The sequence below is a fragment of the Ideonella livida genome (assembly GCF_010499455.1).
In the GTDB taxonomy this organism is placed as follows: Bacteria; Pseudomonadota; Gammaproteobacteria; order Burkholderiales; family Burkholderiaceae_C; genus Ideonella; species Ideonella livida.
The window spans coordinates 134,362-149,630 of sequence record NZ_JAAGOH010000005.1 but is presented as its reverse complement, the minus strand read 5'-3'; the positions used below and the strand labels follow the sequence as shown (position 1 = coordinate 149,630).

Below are 15,269 nucleotides of genomic sequence, written 5' to 3'. Positions count from 1 at the left end.
TGAACCTGACTGAATATGAACCTGACCCATAGACAACTCAGTGTGTTCCGGGCGGTCATGCTGGCCGGCCATGTCACCCGCGCCGCCGAGATGTTGCACAGCTCGCAACCCACCGTCAGCCGTGAGTTGGCCCGCCTGGAGCAGGTGCTGGGGCTGCGGTTGTTTGACCGGGTGCGGGGGCGCTTGCAGCCCACGCCTGCCGCCCGCAGCCTGCTGGAGGAGGTGGAGCAGTCCTTTTTGGGGTTGGAGCGCATCGCCGCCACGGCGCTGGCGCTGCGGGAGCAGCCGCAGGGGCAGCTGCGCCTGGCCTGCCTGCCGGCGCTGTCGCACGCGCTGGTGCCGCAGGCGCTCTCGGCGCTGCCTCCGGTGCAGCGCCAGTCGGTGGCGGTGGCGATCTCCACCCTGGAGTCTCCGGCGCTGGAGGCGGCGCTCTCGGAGCAGCGTTTTGACCTGGGCCTGACCGAGCGCCTGGAACCCCCGGGGGCCACCACCGGCCAGCTGCTGCTGCGGGCGCACGAGGTGGCGGTGTTGCCGGCGGGTCATGCCCTGTCGGGCCGTGCTGCGCTTGACCTGCGGGATTTCGAGGGCGAGCGTTTTGTGAGCCTGGCGGTGGGTGATCCCTACCGCCAGCTGCTCGACGGGTTGTTTGCGCAGGCGGGCGTGCGCCGCCAGATGGTGCTCGAGACGCCCAGTGCCGTGTCGGTCTGTGCCCTGGTGGCTCAGGGGCTGGGGGTGGGCATCGTCAACCCCTTGACCGCGCGGGCCTTGGCCGGCCCGGCGCTGCGCGTCGTGCCCCTGACGGTGGAGGTGCCGTTTCAGGTGGCGCTGGTGCTGCCGCAGTGGCGTCCGCCCCATCCGGCCAGGGCGGCCATGGTGGCCGCCCTGCGGCAGGCCGCGGCCGAGCTGGCGGCCAGGTTGCCGGGGTGCGAAGGTGAGCAGCCATGAAAAAAGCCCGCCACGGCGTCCCGTGCGGGCTTTTTCAAGAGCAGACCGAGGCGATCAGTACAGCTTCTTGGGCAGCTGCATGCTGCGCACGCGCTTGTAGTGACGCTTGACGGCAGCGGCCTTCTTGCGCTTGCGCTCAGCGGTCGGCTTTTCGTAGAACTCGCGAGCACGCAGGTCGGTCAGCAGACCCAGCTTTTCGATGGTGCGCTTGAAGCGACGCAGGGCGACATCAAACGGCTCGTTTTCCTTGACGCGGATAGTGGTCATGTAGCGAAGAATCCTTCGGGGGTAGATGCGCTCGGAGCCCAGTGCCAGAACATGCTTCCGGAAGTCTCTGGTGCTGGATCGACACGCGCGGCTTGCCAGCAAAGTCCAATATTCTAGACTGAATTTCGCAAGTGTGAAACTGTTGAGCAGGCGACAGGCTGCTGAAACGCCGGGCCACTAGACTGCTGCGAGGTTTGCTGCGGTGCAGCAGCCCCGGAACTCTCCCCCAAGACCAGGCCAGTGGATGGCCGGAAAGGAAGCCAAGTGAGCATTCAGCGTGTGGGCGTCGTCGGCGCCGGGACCATGGGCAATGGCATTGCGCAGGCCTGCGCCGTCAGCGGCATCGAGGTGGTGATGGTGGACGTGAGCGAGGCCGCGGTGCAGCGTGGTCTGGTCACCATCGGGGCCAGCCTGGACCGGCTGATCAAAAAGGACAAGCTGTCCGAGGCGCAGAAGGCGCAGGCACTGGCCCTGGTGCGGGCGGGTACCGACTACGCTCCGCTGGCCGACTGCCAGCTGGTGATTGAAGCCGCGACCGAGAACGAGGCGCTGAAGGTCAAGATCCTGCAGCAGCTCGATGCCTTGCTGCCGCCGCAGACCCTGGTGGCCACCAACACCAGTTCCATCAGCATCACCAAACTGGCGGCGGCCACCCAGCGGCCCGACCGGTTCATCGGCATGCATTTCTTCAACCCGGTGCCCATGATGGCCCTGGTGGAGATCATCCGCGGCCTGCAGACCAGCGACGCGACCCATGCGGCGGTGGAGGCGCTGTCCAAGGCCCTGGGCAAGACGCCGATCACGGTGAAGAACGCTCCCGGTTTTGTCGTCAACCGCATCTTGGTGCCGATGATCAACGAGGCGTTCTTCGTGCTCGCCGAGGGCACTGCCACGCCCGAAGACATCGATGCGGGCATGAAGCTGGGCTGCAACCAACCCATCGGTCCGCTGGCCCTGGCCGACATGATCGGCCTGGATGTGTGCTTGGCGGTGATGAACGTCTACATGGCCGAGTTCAACGACTCGAAGTACCGCCCCTGCCCGCTGCTCAAGGAAATGGTGGCGGCCGGCTGGCTGGGTCGCAAGACCGGCCGCGGGGTCTACACCTACTGAGCGGTGGGCGTGCCGGGCCCTGGTGGGGCCCGGTCCTGCCTCAGAAACGGGCACGCAGGCCCAGGCTGAGCGCCCGTGGGGCCCCCGGGGCCAGGAACAACGCTTCCCGGCCCTCTGGCATCAGCTGGCCGTCACGGTCAAAGCGGGTTTCGGCCAGGGCACCAAAGCTCGCGGTGTGGCGGTTGGTGGCGTTGTTCAGCCGTACCAGCCACTGCACCCCCGGCCAGTTCGCCGGCTGCCAGCTGGCGCGCAGGTGCAGCAGGGCGTGCCCAGGCACCTTCAGCCAGACGGTTTCCTCGGCGTCGTCCTCCAGCCGGCCGTCCTCATTGCCTGCCACCTGGCGCGAGGAGACCGCCTGCACATCGGCCCCCAGCAGCCAGCCGCCCCCCAGCGTCCAGTCGGCCCCCACCTTGGCCATGCGTTCGGGCAGGCCGGCCATGCGGGTGCCGGGCGCCACCTGCACATTGCGCTCGCCCATGCGCAGCACGCCCTGGGCTTCGTAGGTCGCCCGCAGCCAGCTCAGGCTGGCGGACCACTGCGCACCTGCCCAGGGCAGGCTCTGGCTCAGTTCCAGTCCGCGATGGCGGGTGCGGTCGAAGTTCTGGAAGTAGCCCAGCTGACCGTTCAGGCTCACGCTGCCAAACACGATGTCATCGCGGTTGTCGGTCTGGAACAGGGTCAGGCTGCCGCCCTGGCGGGTGGGGTGGCCCCAGCGCAGGCCGCCTTCCAGCGTGGTGGCGCGCACTTGCCTGAGGTAGGGGTCGGACTGCAGGCCGGCGGGCAGGCGGCAGGGCTCCTGGGGGTCGGCGCAGCCCAGCTCGATGACGGTGGGCACGCGGGTGTTGCGCGCCACGCTGCCAAAAAGAGTGGGGGCGCTGGCGCCCAGCCGGTGGGTCAGGCCCAGGGCCGGGTTGAGGCTGCGGTAGGTGAAGCGCTCATGGGGATGGGCCTCAAATTCGCCGGTGTCATCATCTTCGCTGGCCAAGGTGTTGCCGACGGTGGCGTGGTTGGCGCGCAGGCCCACGGTGAGGTGGCTGGCCGGTGACAGCCGCCAGGTGTCGGTGGCGTGCAGGCCCCACAGCCGGCTGCTGCCGGCGACCGTGGCGCTCAGCGCCTGCTCGGCGCCCGGCAACGCGACCACGCCGCGGCTGTCGTTGAATGCGGCTTCGGTTTCGCCCTGGCGGAAGTCCACGCGGGCGTGGTCGAAGCTGGCGCCCCAGGACCACTGGTGCTCACCGCTGCGGCCCGACCAGTTGAAGGCCAGACCCTGGCCCCGCTGCCGGCTGGTGGTCTGGTTGAGCGCGGCGTCCGCCCCGCCGCCTTCCTCCTCCTCGGCCACATCACCATTGACCGTGTCGCGCCGGCTGTGGCGCACATAGGCCAGGGCCTGCAGCTGCTGGCCATCCTCCAGTGTGCGGGACCACTGCAGGCCCAGCTGCTGAAGGCGGTGGCGGGTCTCATCCGGGTGGGTGTAGACCGCGGTGCGGCGGTCCTGGCCCAGGGCGGGCGTGGTCTGGCCATCCTCTGCCAGGGTGGCCCAGGGCACCAGGCCATTGCCCACCAGCCGGGTGCGTGCCAACAGCAGGCTGGCGCTGAAGTCTCCCCGTGCCGTCTCGCGCCCCACCCGGGCATGCAGCTGGTGGACGCGGCTGCCGGAATGGTCGCGCCAGCCGTCCTCCTCCAGGCCGCGCACGCTCAGCCGGTGGTGCCAGCCTTCTGCGTGCCGGCCGCCCTGGCCGACGGTCAGTTGCTTGCGCCCGAAGGCTCCCCACTCCAACTCTGCCTCCGTGCCGGGCCGGGTCAGGCCCGAGGCGGTCTGCAGCGAGATGGCGCCGGCCAGTGTGTTCAGGCCGAAGGCGGGGTTGGCGGCCGACACCAGGCTGATGCTGTCGAGGGCGCCCTCGGGGACCAGGTCCCAGTTCACCACGTCGCCAAAGGCTTCGTTGATGCGCACCCCGTCGAGGTACACGCTCAGGCCTTGGGAGGCCCCCAAAAGGCCGGAGGCCCGGTGGCCGCGGAAAGTCAGGTCACCCTGGAAGGTGCTGCCCTGGATGTCGTTGACCTGCAGGCCCGGCACGCGACGTGCCAGCAGCTCGGTGGTGGTGTCGGCCTGGGCCTGCTGGATGTCGCCACGCCGCAGCACATGCGTGGTGTAGGGCAGCTGGTCACGCGGGACCCCCTGGCCGGGCAGCGGGCTGACGCCCACCACCTCCACCTGCGCGGTGGTGGCCTGGGCGTGGCTGAAGGAGGCGGTCAAGGCCAGGCCCAGTGCAGGAGGGAGCAGCCGCCAGGCCTGGTGGAAGAGGTGCCAGGTGGGAGGGGGGCTGTGCGGGGCGGACCTGCCGGTGAGGTGGCGGGGACTCTGCAGGGATCGGACGGGGCGCATGGAAAAGGGGTCTCCGGACTTCATGTTTTAGGGTGGCGAAGGCTGCAAGCCCTGTGCCCCGGCCAGGGGGAATCTCTCCCGATCGCACCAGTGGCAGACTGCAGGCATGTCATCACAGGACGCTCCCCTGGCTTCTGCCCTGTCCCGCCAAGGCCTGAGACTCTGGTGGTCCGTGCGAAGCTGGTTCGCCCCCGGCCTGGACTTGCGCAGGTCCTTGCTGCGCCGGGCCTGGTTTCTCCTACTGGCCGGACTGGTGGTGGCGCTGCTTGGCGGCTTGCTGCGCGCGGGTGACCGGGTGGATGAGGAGGTGTCCTCGGCCGAGAGCCTGGCCCGGTTTGCGGCACTCGTCTCCGCCATGCACCTCATGGATGACCAGCAGGCCCTGTCACGACTTGGCGCATGGGTGTCACAGGAAGAGCTGAGGCATTTGACGCTGCTGGTGCATGACGACTCCGGACGTCCCCTTATTGACACCCCGCCTGCAGGCACCAGGCACGACCATGCCGACTTGGTCTCCTTGTGGATGCTGCCGGCGCTCAGTCCCGTGCTGGACTGGATGGAGCGTTCGCCTGTGCAGGCGGTGAGCTGGTCGCTGCCGCGGGAGAACGGCCGGGTCTGGTCCGTGACCCTGAGGCCCAATCCGGCCGCGGAGCGCCACGAGGCCTTGCACGACCTGCTGTTCCAGTTGGGCGTGGGCCTGGTGTTCGGCATGGGGCTGCTCGCCCTGCTGCACCTCAACAGCCAGCTGGCGCTGGAACCCCTGCAGCGGCTGATGAAGGTGGTGAGACTCATCGCCCGCGGCGCGCCGGTGCCGGAGCGGGCCTGGCCTCGACTGGCCGGCTCCGAGCTGGCCATGCTGGCTTCGGTGCTGCAGCACCTGGAGCAGGCCTTGCGCAGTCATGATCTGGAGCGTCAGCGCACGGCACGCCAAGTGGCCAGCCTGCAGGAGGACGAACGCCAGCGTGTGGCAGCAGAGCTGCATGACGAGCTGGGCCAGCAGCTCACCGGTCTGCGGGTGGACCTGGCCTGGGTGCGCTCCCGGGTGAAGGGGCGCGAGGGGCTGCAGGATTTGGCGGAGGTGGTCGAGTCCCTGGGGCAGCGGCTGTCAGGCCTGCAGGCCACGGTGCGAGACCTGCTGCAGCGCCTGCGTCCCCTGCCGCTGGACGAGGGCCATGTGCCCGCCCTGGAATTGGTGCCGGCGCTCGCCGGTCTGGTCAAGGGGTGGCAGGCCAGCGCGGGCCTGCCCACGCAGTTCGAGTTTTGCGTGGAGGTGCGCGATGCGCTGGGGCGCCAGGCGGATTGGCCCGACTGCCACCCCCGCGGCCTGTCGCCGGAGCTGGCCTTGAGCCTCTACCGCATGAGCCAGGAGGCGTTGACCAATGTGGCCCGCCATGCACAGGCCCGCCATGCCCGTCTGTTTCTGGGCTGGACGGCGGATGCCCACGGCGAGGGCGGGCGCCTGGACTGGCAGGTCTGTGACGATGGTGTGGGTCTGGCGGATCCGGACGGAGCCCGCAGACGGGGCAGCGGCCTGGCGGGCATCCAGTCGCGCATCTGGTCGCATGGGGCTGAGCTGGCCTGCGGCCCGCGACCCACCGAGCCGCCCTGCGGCTTGTGCCTGCGGGCCAGCTTCGACCTGCCTGCCAGTGGCATCATGGTCGCCCCCGGGCCCGACCCGACTGCTCTCGAGGACACCGCAGACCATGCAGACAACCCGCGTTCTTCTGGTGGATGACCATGCCGTCGTGCGCACCGGCTACCGTCGCCTGCTGGAGCTGGAGCCTGACCTCAAGGTGGTGGGCGAGCATGCGGATGCCGATGACGCGTACCGCGGCCTGCAGGCTGCTGCCCAGGGCCAGGAGGGCCCGGGCGTGGATGTGATGGTGCTGGACCTGTCGATGCCGGGCCGCAGTGGCCTGGACTTGCTGCGCCGGGTCCAGGCGCGGTGGGAAGGCTTGAAGGTGCTGGTCTTCAGCATGCACGACAGCCCGGCCATGGTGGACCAGGCCCTCAAGGCGGGGGCCGATGGCTTTGTGGGCAAGAGCAGCGAGCCCGAGGAGCTGATCCACGCGGTGCGCGAGGTGGCCCAGGGCCGGCGCTACCTGGCGTCGGGCTTGAGCGAACAGCTGGCGGCGGACCAGTCGGCTCAGGCGCCCCATCGGCAGCTGTCCTCTCGTGAGTTTGATGTGCTGCGCTACCTGTTGCAGGGCCTCACGGTGGAAGAGGTGTCGCAGCGCATGAGCCTGTCGCTCAAGACCGTGGCTAACTACCAGACGGCCATCCGCCAGAAGCTCGGGGTGAGCACGGCCGTGGAGCTGTTGCGCTACGCCCGCGAGCACGGGCTGGAGGTGGCCTGAGGTCCCCCTTCTGCCCCCGGGCCGGGCTCACCACCCCGCCAGGAGGCCGACCCGGCACGAAGGTCGTGCCAGATCGGCGCCGGTCTCAGCGGTGGGTGGCGCTCCAGGCGCCCACCGCGCCCACCGTGCCCAACCAATTGCCGGTGGCCGTGCTGGGGCTGGAGAAGGTGCCGCTGAAGTTGCGGCCATGGCTGGTGGTGGCGGAGAACGCACCGTTGCTGCTCACCGTGCCCGCCAGGGTGAAGTCGCCGGAGAGGTCGCTGGCGCAGGTGGCTGAGACCAGGCCGTCGGCGTCAACGCGCAGCGAAGCGCATTCGCCGGTGTCGCTGCCGGTGTAGTCCAGGCTCCATACGCCGGCAAAGCGCGCCACCGTGCTGACCGAGGCGGGATGGTCCGCCACCTTAAAGCCGATCAGGTCGGTTTGCAGGGTGGTCACGACGGCTGGTCCGCCCACTTCGGTGGTGACCGCTTCACGGGTGGTGCAGCTCAGGACGATGCCCATGACCGTGTCGCGCAGGCAGGTGGCGCTGCGCTGGGTGTAGGTGCTGGCGGCGCTGTTGAACTCCATCTCGTTGAGGGCGTAGCGCACCGCCTGGAAGCTGCCTGCGGTGCCCGAGACGGTTTCCAGGGCGATGATGCGGCCACTGCCGGTCACCGACAGTGCGGTGACGGCCGCGCCGGTGGTGCAGGTGTCCACATAGCCATAGGTCCAGGTCTGCTCCGTGGCCAGGGGCGGCGCGGCGAAGGTGCGGGTGGAAGCGCCGGCATTGGCCGTGCGCACGCAGTTGGTGCTGCCATAGGTCGCGCCGCTGAGCACGTCGGTGCTGGCGTACTGCAAGGTGCGGCCGGCCGCGCCATTGCTGAAGGTGTGGATGCGGGTCGACTTGCCGTTGACCAGGTTGATGCTGGCCAGGGCCTCGGTGAAATGGCTGGTGGTGCCGCTGCCACCCTCCGGCGTGACCACCCGCTGGTAGGTGAAGGTGTCGCCCGCGGCCAGGGTCACGGTGTCGGGCTCGCTGCTGTCGCTGCCACCGCCACCGCAGGCGCTCAGCAGGCCCAGGCTCAACAGGCTCAGGAATTGGGGGGCGGACAGACGCATCGGGTCACTCTTGGCGCGGTGTGAAGGAGGGTGAAGTGTAGGGGCGCGGCCCGGCCCGGTCTGCGCCGCGTCCATGTGGAGCTCCCTTCAATTGGGGGGCCGTGAAGGCGCCCGCTCAGGCGGGCGGACGCGCCAGCCCCAGGCGCTCGACGGCGCGCTTCTCGGCGGCATAGGTTTCGCGCATGGCGCGGCCGTAGTCCTCCGGCCCCAGGTAGGCCACTTCCTGGTCATAACGCGCGAGCTCGGCCACATGCGCCGGGTCGTGCAAGGCCTGGCGAAAGGCGTCATGCAGCACCCGGACCACCGCAGGCGGCAGGCCGGCGGGGCCGGCCAGGCCATAGGGCGAGGCGGCCACGATGCCGTGCCCCAGTTCCTTGAGGGTGGGCGCCTGCGGCCAGCGCCGCGTGCGGTGCTCGCCCATGGTGGCCAGCAGACGCAGACGTCCGCCGTCCACATGCGGGGCGAAGCCATTGGAATTGATGCCCACCATGACCTGGCCGGAAGCCACCGCCAGCATCTGTTCGGAGGTGCCCTTGTACGGCACATGCACATAGCTCAGGCCCCGGCGCCCCATCAGCTCCTCCATCACCAGGTGGGGTGTGGTGCCCACGCCGTTGGTGGACACGGTGAGCTCTCCCGGCCGCTGCCGCGCCCACTGGAAAAGGTCTTCCAGGCTGCGCCAGGGACTGGCCGTGGGCACCAGGATGCCGAAAGTCACGCCGGAGAGCTGCAGCAGCGGGGTGGTGTCACGCACCGGGTCCCACATCACTTTCTGGATCCAGGGGGCACGAAACACCGGCTGCGGCATCTGGGCGATGTGGTAGCCATCGGGCGCCGCCTGTTGGAGGATGGGCATGCACAGCGTGCCGCCTGCGCCGGCGCGGTTGTCCACCAGCACCTTCTGGCCCAGGTGTCGGCTGGCCAGGTCGGCCAGCAGGCGCAGGGTCTGGTCGGTGGCGCCGCCGGCGGGCCAGGGCACCCACAAGGTGATCGGGCGGTGGGGGAAGGCGTCGCCGGGTTGTGCGCGGGCCGCGCTGGGCAGGCCGGCAAGGGCTGCCCAGGGCATGGCGGGGGCGCAGGCCAGGCCGGTGGTCTGGCGGGCCAGCCGATGCAGGGCGTGGCGGCGGTTCAAGGTCATGGTCTGGGCAGGGGCGCGGAATGTGGCGGCAGGTGTGCTGCTGGGGACTCACCGGTAATCGGTAAGCTCCAGGGTCACGGTGCCGCCTTCAAGGAAGGTGGAGTTGGCGGGCTCCGTCCGTTGCAGCTTGGCCAGGCCCACGCCAGGGCAGTACCACTCCAGGGTGGTCAGCGGCATGTCCTTCCAGCCCACCACGGGGTCGGCAAAGAGTTTGAGCTGGGCGCTTCCCTTGACCCGCACGCAAGCGCTGAAGCGGCCGGCCGGGGTGTCCACCGTCTCGCCCAGCGCCTCGATGATGTAGTTCATGGGGATGCGGGGATGGCTGTGGCGGATCTCCCGGGGGAATTCCTGGCGCCGCCGCAGCAGATAGGCCGTGGTGGTGGCCTGCCAACTCGTGCCTGCGGCGATGGGGGCCTTGAGCACAAAGCGCACCGGCTTGTCGGGCTGGGGCTCGGCCTCCACGTCGGATTTGGACGCCACCCGGTACACGCCGGTCTCGTCGCTGCGCAGCCAGTAGGTCATGCCGCTGGCGCTGCGGCGGCGGAAGGCGCGTTGTCCGTCCTCCAGCAGCTCGCTGCCATGGCCGGAGATCTCCACCGTGTCGGTCTCCACGGTGTCGTTCTCCCAAGTGGTGACCTGCCGGTAGGTCCAGTGGCGCCCCTGCCCCAGGGGAAAGAGCTCATCGCCCGGCGGAGGCGAGCAGGCGCTCAGGCCGACGACCAACGTGGCCCCGGCCATGCCCACCCTCCGCCCCACCCGCAGGGCCCCCTGCAGGCGCGCCCCGGCCGGGCGTCCGGGGGCTGCCATCGCTGCTGTTGCCGCCATGTTCACTTCTCCGGCAATTGCGGCGCGGGCAGGTCACGGATCTTGACCTCCTGCTCATCGCTGCCCGGGCGCAGCCAGCCCAGGCCCTTCTTGCCCCGCTTGGGTTCGGCCGTGCCCATCTGGGTGACGCCTTGGCGGCTCTTCTTGATGCCCTCGTTGAGCAGGGCGTGCAGGTCCTTGGCATAGGGCAGGCGGTAGGCCCGCGGCTGGGCGGCAGGCTTGCCGTCTTCCAGCGCGTTGACCCAGACGTACAGGGCCCCTGGCGTTTTCTGGCTGGGCTCCTCGATGACCGCAGCCAGCAGGACGAAGCGCTCGGGCAGCGGGTCGGCCGCCGGCCACCCCCACATCTGGTGCACCGTGTCGTCGGCCACGAAGTAGAAGCCTGCCACAGCGACCACCAGCATGGTTTTGAGCCAGGCGGGCCACCTCGACCACAGCAGGGCCAGGGTGAGCAGCAGCAGCAGGGCGCAGAAGGAGAGGACGATGGCGGTGGTCATGTCAGGGGTCCGGTGGGGCGCGCCCGCTGTGCTTGGCGGGTGGGCTGAAGGCTCATTGGCGTTGCACCAGGGTCTTGGGCAGGGTGCTCACCTGGCCCACGCTGCCGTCTGGCAGCACGGTGAAGCGGGCGGCGGTGGCCTCATCCCCCTTGCGGGCCAAGGTGACCTGGCCGTAATAGACCACTTCCGCCCGGGGATTGACCTTGACGATGGACACCGACACCTCGACGGGCTGGCCGTCCTTGGCGTCGTAGTAGTGGGCGTTGACGGTGTACTCCCCGGCGGCGATGCCCCGCAGGGTGACCACCTCCTGGTTCAACGGGTTCACCACGTGGTGGCCGTTGACCACGATGCTGTCGTTGGACAGGCCGCGGTCGTCGCGGTCCAGGTGCATCAGGCCGGCCTCGCGGGCGCGAAACCACACCAGGTTGCCACCGGGATCCTGCACCCAGGTGTCGATGTCGTTGGGGTTCATGTCGGGCCAGGTCACGGTGATGATGAACTCGGCCTTGGCGGGGATGTCTCCGGTCTTCAGGGCCTTGGGGTTCATCGCCAGCAGGGCCACGATGAAACAGAAGACGAAGGCAATCAACATGTTGAACAACATGTCGTAGAACGGGTCGACCTCCGGTTCGCGGGCGTGGCGGCGGCTGGGCATGGCGGGGGCCCGGCGTCAGGCCTGCGGGGCCGTACCGCCAGGGGGCGCCGCGGCGTGTTGGGCCTGTCGCCGCAGGCCTTCCCGCTGGCAGTCGGCCACCAGACGGTCGGCAAAGCGGTCCAGGCGGGTCAGTTGCAGACCCAGCAGGATGTTGCCCACCAGCCCGACCATGGTGGTCAGCAGGGCGATGCCCAGGCCAGCGGTCAGGCTCTTGAGCAGTTCCTGTGACTGGGCCGGATCGAAGCTCTGCAGTTGGCCGATGTGCAGGGCCAGTACCGAAAAGCCGATGACCTTGCCCAGCAGACCCAGCTTGAGCTGGATGCCATTGACCCACCAGGCGGTCTGGTGGGGGCCGTGGCTGTCCTCCAGCAGCAGGTCCAGCGGGGCATTGGCGTCCTGGGGCTGTGCCGACAGGGCGTGCAGGTACTGCGCCGCCCAGCCGCCGCCCTCGGCGGGCAAGGGGGCGTGGGCCTCCTGCCGGGTGAGGGCCTGCAGTGCCAAGTGCTGGCGCTGCAGTTCACGGCTGCGGCTGCCCGCCCAGAAGGTGGCGCCCAGAAAGACCAGGATGATCACGCCGGTCAGACCGGTGGGGTCGGAGGTGAGCAGCAGGTGCCACACGCCCTTGACGCCCAGCAGCCAGGCGCCGAAGGTCAGCAGGCCGCCCAGGGCCAGCCACTCCAGCCACAGGGGCTCGACCTGGGAAGGCCGGTCCGACTGGGCACCGCCACGCCGGCTGCCCAGCCCGGGCAGCCACCGCGCGGCGTCAGGGGGGAAGGGCCGACCGCTCATGGTGCGCCCCCCGGGCCGCGGCGGGTGAGGGCGCCGAAGCCGCGTTGCGGGTCGTAGCCCCAGGCGGCCAGCCCAAAGCACAGCAGGCCGGTGCCCACCACCACCCAGGGGGCCAGGCCGGGGTCCTTGTCGTAGAGCGCGTAACGCAGCCACTCCACGGCATGGGTAAAGGGGTTGAAGCGCGCGATCCACCACACCCAGGCCGCGCCGGACTCCTCGAGCTTCCACAGTGGATACAGCGCCGTGGACATGAAGTACATCGGGAAGATGACGAAGTTCATCGTGCCGGCGAAGTTCTCCAGCTGCTGCACGTACACGCTCAGCAAAAGACCCAGCGCCCCCAGCATCAGGGCCATGCAGACGGCCGCCAGCAGCACATGCGGCGTGTGCGGGCCCCACAGCGGCAACACCGTGCCCAGCGCGGCGGCCACGGCCAGGAACGCGGCGGCCTGCAGCAAGGAGAGCACAGCGGTGGCGCTGAGCTTGGCCGCCAGGATCCACCAGCGCGGCAGCGGGGCGGTCAGCAGCAGCCGCATCAGGCCCATCTCGCGGTCGTAGACCATGGCCAGGCTGGACTGCATGCCGTTGAACAGCAGCACCATGCCTACCAGGCCGGGCGCGATGTAGAGGTCGTAGGGGATGTAGGTGTCGTAGGGCTCGGCAATGGCCATGCCGAAGACGTTGCGAAAGCCGGCGGCAAATACCGCCAGCCATAGCAGAGGGCGCACCAGGGCCGAGACCAGGCGTCCGGTCTGGCGGGAGAACTTGAGCAGCTCGCGCTGCACGATGGCCCACCAAGCCTGCAAAGCGTGCTTCATGCCAGCCTCCGGAAGGCGGGTCGGCTCGGGGCGGGGGAGCCAGCCGCAGCCGCTCCGGTCATGCGGGTCGGGCCTTGCACAGCTTCTCCGGCGCGTCTGCGCCCAGGGTGTCGAGGTGGTTGCGGGGGTGCAGCACGCCGTCCACCGGCGCAGTGCCGATGACGCCCTGGCCGTCGGTCAGCAGCAAGGGCTGGCGCAGCTGGCCGTCCCAGGGGCGGAAGGTCATGGGCACGCCCTTGGAGCCGTCCAGTTCGCCGGCCATCAGGGCTTGCTGAACGGCGGTGGCCGGTCCTTTGGGGGCGGCCACCACCGCGGCCGCCAGTGCCTTGGCGCCCAGCCAGGCCTGCCAGTCCTGGGCCGTGGCCGGGCGGCTGGCCTGGCGCCACAGCCGGCGGGAGACCTGCGGCGCGCCAAAGCGCTCGTATTGCGCATGCCAGGCCAGGGCCACCAAGCCCGCGTCACCCACCACCGGCCGCGGGGTGGCGGTGCGGTAGGGCAAGGTGCGGGCAAATTCGCCGTCGCTGTCCACCACCCAGACCACATCGTGGCTGCCCTGGGTCAGGAGCAGGGGGTTGGCCAGCTCGCGCTCACGCGGGTCGGCCGAGAGCTTGTAGGGCTTGGCGCCCGCCAGCTTCAGTCCGTAGCGTTTGAGGGCCGCCTGGGCCGCCGCGCTGCGGGTCGTGTCCTGCGGCCCGGGCCCGGTGAGCAGCAGCACCTGGGACCACTTGCGCGCCACCAGGGTCTGGGCCAGCGCGTCGGCGCGCATGCGCTCAGACGGCGCCACATGCAGCAGGTGCGCCCGGCAGTCGGGCCCACGCAGCCGGTCGTCGGCTGCACTCAGGTTGAGCACCGGCAGGCGCACGGCATCGACGGCGGCCAGCAGCGTGTCGGCCGGCAGGTCGGCCAGCAGGGCCACCGCCCCAGCCTTCTCGGCCTTCTGGGCGGCAGCGCGTGCGGCCGCGGCGTCGCCCACGGGCACCGTGTCCACGGTCAGGCTGGCGCCGACGGCTTCCAGTTCCAGCCGGGCCTCCTTCAGCGCCACCGCCACGGCCTCGGTGGCCGGGCCCGTGGGGTGGCCCAGGTAGGCCCGTTCCACCCGGGCGCGTTCCAGGCGGGGGTCGTCCTGAGGCACCAGCAGCACGGCTTTGAAGGCGGCCGCCTGGGCACCCACGCCCAGCAGGGCCAGCAGGGTCAGCGCCGGGGCGCGCACCAGGGGGCTCACTCCACCACCACCACGCTGTGCGGCACCCGACCCACCGGCACTGTCTTGAGCGCCTTGGCCGCCTGGGTGTCCACCACGGTCAGATCATCGGACAGGCCGTTGACCACCAGCAACCGGTTCTGGGCCTTGTTCAGCCCCACGCCCCAGGCCCGCTTGCCGGTGAGCACCAGGTCGGTCACCTGCCGGGTGGCCACGTCCACAAAGGCAACGTGGTTGGCGCGGCCCAGGCCCACGTAGGCACGCTTGCCGTCGGCGCTGATGGTCAGGCCCACCGGGGTGATGTCGGCGTCGCGCGCACCCTTGACCTTGAACTTCAGGGTGTCGATCACCGCATGGTCCTTGGTGTTCAGGATGCTCACGCTGGCCCCCAGCTCGTTGCTCACCCAGAGCTGGCTGCCGTCGGGGGTCAGGGCCAAGCGCCGTGGCCGCTTGCCCACCTTGACGTTCTTGACCACCTTGCCGGTGGCCGCGTCGATGACATGGATCAGGCTGGCGACCTCGGAGGTGACATAGACCGTCTTGCCGTCGGGCGAGACCAGCACACCCTCGGGCTCCTCGCCGACCTTGAACGCGCCCTTGCGCTTGCCGGTGGCCACGTCCACCACGCCCACCTCGGCGTCCTCCTCGTTGCTCACATAGAGGGTTTTGCCATCGGGGCTCAGGTCGAAGATCTCGGGATCATCGCCCAGCGGTACCCGACCCACCGACTTGCGGCTGGCCAGGTCGATGACGTCGGCCTGCTGTGAGTCGCCGCAAGCGACCATCAGTTGCCGACCGTCTGGCGTGAGGCGCATGTGGCGCGGACGTTTGCAGGTGGCCACCGTGCCGGTCACGGCCAGGGTGTCCAGGTCCACCAGGGTCAGGGCGGCGTCCTTCTCGCTGCTGACCCAGGCGACGGGGCCGGCTTGTGCGGCCGCGGCGGTCAGCGTGCCCAGCAGCAGCGCGCCGACCTGGCCTACCCACCGGCCGGTCCACTTGGACTGTGACGGGCACGGGGCAGGCGCGGTGCGGCAGGCGGTGGCGGCTGTGGCGTGCGGTACCGGGGCGTGGACAGAGTTCTGGATCACGGGGTTTGTCTCCTGGGACGGGGCTGGGGGGGGGGCTGGGGGGCGGGACTCTGGCGGTCCTTCGCCGCTTCTCAGGTGGGCCTGTGGG

General features: G+C 69.9%; 15 protein-coding genes. 4 read left to right on the top strand and 11 right to left on the bottom strand.

The window, feature by feature from the left end:
* Positions 1-15 precede the first annotated feature (15 nt).
* Positions 16-945 carry a LysR family transcriptional regulator gene (locus tag G3A44_RS06295; RefSeq protein WP_163456649.1) on the top strand — a complete coding sequence of 310 codons (930 nt, stop codon included), beginning with the start codon at positions 16-18 and terminating at the stop codon, positions 943-945.
* A 54-nt stretch (positions 946-999) separates the two neighbouring features.
* Here the strand turns inward: G3A44_RS06295 and rpsU are convergent, their stop codons facing one another.
* Positions 1,000-1,212, bottom strand: a complete 213-nt coding sequence (rpsU, locus tag G3A44_RS06290; protein ID WP_007833691.1) for a 30S ribosomal protein S21 — start codon at positions 1,210-1,212, stop codon at positions 1,000-1,002.
* Positions 1,213-1,476: 264 nt separating this feature from the next.
* Between rpsU and G3A44_RS06285 the strand changes: the two genes are divergently transcribed.
* Complete coding sequence (locus G3A44_RS06285) at positions 1,477-2,325, top strand: 3-hydroxybutyryl-CoA dehydrogenase (protein ID WP_163456648.1); 849 nt, start codon at positions 1,477-1,479, stop codon at positions 2,323-2,325.
* 40 nt (positions 2,326-2,365) lie between these two features.
* Here G3A44_RS06285 and G3A44_RS06280 read toward each other — a convergent pair whose 3' ends face one another.
* On the bottom strand, positions 2,366-4,711 hold the full coding sequence (locus G3A44_RS06280; RefSeq protein WP_163456647.1) for a TonB-dependent receptor: 2,346 nt from the start codon (positions 4,709-4,711) through the stop codon (positions 2,366-2,368).
* A 106-nt stretch (positions 4,712-4,817) separates the two neighbouring features.
* On the opposite strand from G3A44_RS06280, the gene G3A44_RS06275 reads away from it, so the two are divergent.
* Both G3A44_RS06275 and G3A44_RS06270 read left to right on the top strand, forming a co-directional pair.
* Positions 4,818-6,446, top strand: a complete 1,629-nt coding sequence (locus tag G3A44_RS06275) for a sensor histidine kinase (protein WP_163456646.1) — start codon at positions 4,818-4,820, stop codon at positions 6,444-6,446.
* Positions 6,415-7,068 (top strand): response regulator transcription factor, encoded by a 654-nt coding sequence (locus G3A44_RS06270; protein WP_163456645.1) that lies wholly within the window; start codon positions 6,415-6,417, stop codon positions 7,066-7,068. Before G3A44_RS06275 ends, G3A44_RS06270 begins: the two co-directional genes overlap by 32 nt.
* A gap of 85 nt (positions 7,069-7,153) precedes the next feature.
* Here the strand turns inward: G3A44_RS06270 and G3A44_RS06265 are convergent, their stop codons facing one another.
* The 9 genes from G3A44_RS06265 to G3A44_RS06225 all read right to left on the bottom strand — a co-directional run bounded on the left by G3A44_RS06265 (position 7,154) and on the right by G3A44_RS06225 (position 15,055).
* Complete coding sequence (locus G3A44_RS06265) at positions 7,154-8,167, bottom strand: hypothetical protein (RefSeq protein ID WP_163456644.1); 1,014 nt, start codon at positions 8,165-8,167, stop codon at positions 7,154-7,156.
* Between the two features lie 115 nt (positions 8,168-8,282).
* Positions 8,283-9,305, bottom strand: a complete 1,023-nt coding sequence (locus tag G3A44_RS06260) for a tripartite tricarboxylate transporter substrate binding protein (RefSeq protein ID WP_310734333.1) — start codon at positions 9,303-9,305, stop codon at positions 8,283-8,285.
* Positions 9,306-9,353: 48 nt separating this feature from the next.
* Entirely contained in the window at positions 9,354-10,043 is a 690-nt protein-coding gene (locus tag G3A44_RS06255) for a hypothetical protein (protein WP_163456643.1), read from the bottom strand.
* 89 nt (positions 10,044-10,132) lie between these two features.
* A complete protein-coding gene (locus tag G3A44_RS06250; RefSeq protein ID WP_163456642.1) occupies positions 10,133-10,627 on the bottom strand; it encodes a hypothetical protein in 495 nt (164 codons plus the stop codon).
* Between the two features lie 52 nt (positions 10,628-10,679).
* On the bottom strand, positions 10,680-11,285 hold the full coding sequence (locus G3A44_RS06245; RefSeq protein WP_163456641.1) for a hypothetical protein: 606 nt from the start codon (positions 11,283-11,285) through the stop codon (positions 10,680-10,682).
* Between the two features lie 15 nt (positions 11,286-11,300).
* Positions 11,301-12,074 carry a hypothetical protein gene (locus G3A44_RS06240; protein ID WP_239061730.1) on the bottom strand — a complete coding sequence of 258 codons (774 nt, stop codon included), beginning with the start codon at positions 12,072-12,074 and terminating at the stop codon, positions 11,301-11,303.
* The gene (gene pedC, locus G3A44_RS06235; RefSeq protein WP_163456640.1) at positions 12,071-12,892 is read right to left on the bottom strand and encodes a lanthanide ABC transporter permease protein PedC; all 822 of its coding nucleotides are present in this window, start codon (positions 12,890-12,892) and stop codon (positions 12,071-12,073) included. Before pedC ends, G3A44_RS06240 begins: the two co-directional genes overlap by 4 nt.
* Positions 12,893-12,950: 58 nt before the next feature.
* Positions 12,951-14,114 (bottom strand): type 1 periplasmic-binding domain-containing protein, encoded by a 1,164-nt coding sequence (locus G3A44_RS06230; RefSeq protein ID WP_310734332.1) that lies wholly within the window; start codon positions 14,112-14,114, stop codon positions 12,951-12,953.
* On the bottom strand, positions 14,111-15,055 hold the full coding sequence (locus tag G3A44_RS06225) for a PQQ-dependent catabolism-associated beta-propeller protein (protein WP_163456713.1): 945 nt from the start codon (positions 15,053-15,055) through the stop codon (positions 14,111-14,113). Before G3A44_RS06225 ends, G3A44_RS06230 begins: the two co-directional genes overlap by 4 nt.
* Between the last annotated feature and the right edge of the window lie 214 nt (positions 15,056-15,269).

Bases quoted from the DNA above. Each gene is read 5' to 3' on its own strand.
- G3A44_RS06270 (WP_163456645.1), top strand. From the start codon at position 6,415: ATGCAGACAACCCGCGTTCTTCTGGTGGATGACCATGCCGTCGTGCGC.
- pedC (WP_163456640.1), bottom strand. From the start codon at position 12,892: ATGAAGCACGCTTTGCAGGCTTGGTGGGCCATCGTGCAGCGCGAGCTG.
- G3A44_RS06295 (WP_163456649.1), top strand. From the start codon at position 16: ATGAACCTGACCCATAGACAACTCAGTGTGTTCCGGGCGGTCATGCTG.
- G3A44_RS06240 (WP_239061730.1), bottom strand. From the start codon at position 12,074: ATGAGCGGTCGGCCCTTCCCCCCTGACGCCGCGCGGTGGCTGCCCGGG.
- G3A44_RS06265 (WP_163456644.1), bottom strand. From the start codon at position 8,167: ATGCGTCTGTCCGCCCCCCAATTCCTGAGCCTGTTGAGCCTGGGCCTG.
- G3A44_RS06280 (WP_163456647.1), bottom strand. From the start codon at position 4,711: ATGCGCCCCGTCCGATCCCTGCAGAGTCCCCGCCACCTCACCGGCAGG.
- G3A44_RS06275 (WP_163456646.1), top strand. From the start codon at position 4,818: ATGTCATCACAGGACGCTCCCCTGGCTTCTGCCCTGTCCCGCCAAGGC.
- G3A44_RS06245 (WP_163456641.1), bottom strand. From the start codon at position 11,285: ATGCCCAGCCGCCGCCACGCCCGCGAACCGGAGGTCGACCCGTTCTAC.
- rpsU (WP_007833691.1), bottom strand. From the start codon at position 1,212: ATGACCACTATCCGCGTCAAGGAAAACGAGCCGTTTGATGTCGCCCTG.
- G3A44_RS06260 (WP_310734333.1), bottom strand. From the start codon at position 9,305: ATGACCTTGAACCGCCGCCACGCCCTGCATCGGCTGGCCCGCCAGACC.
- G3A44_RS06255 (WP_163456643.1), bottom strand. From the start codon at position 10,043: ATGGCCGGGGCCACGTTGGTCGTCGGCCTGAGCGCCTGCTCGCCTCCG.
- G3A44_RS06250 (WP_163456642.1), bottom strand. From the start codon at position 10,627: ATGACCACCGCCATCGTCCTCTCCTTCTGCGCCCTGCTGCTGCTGCTC.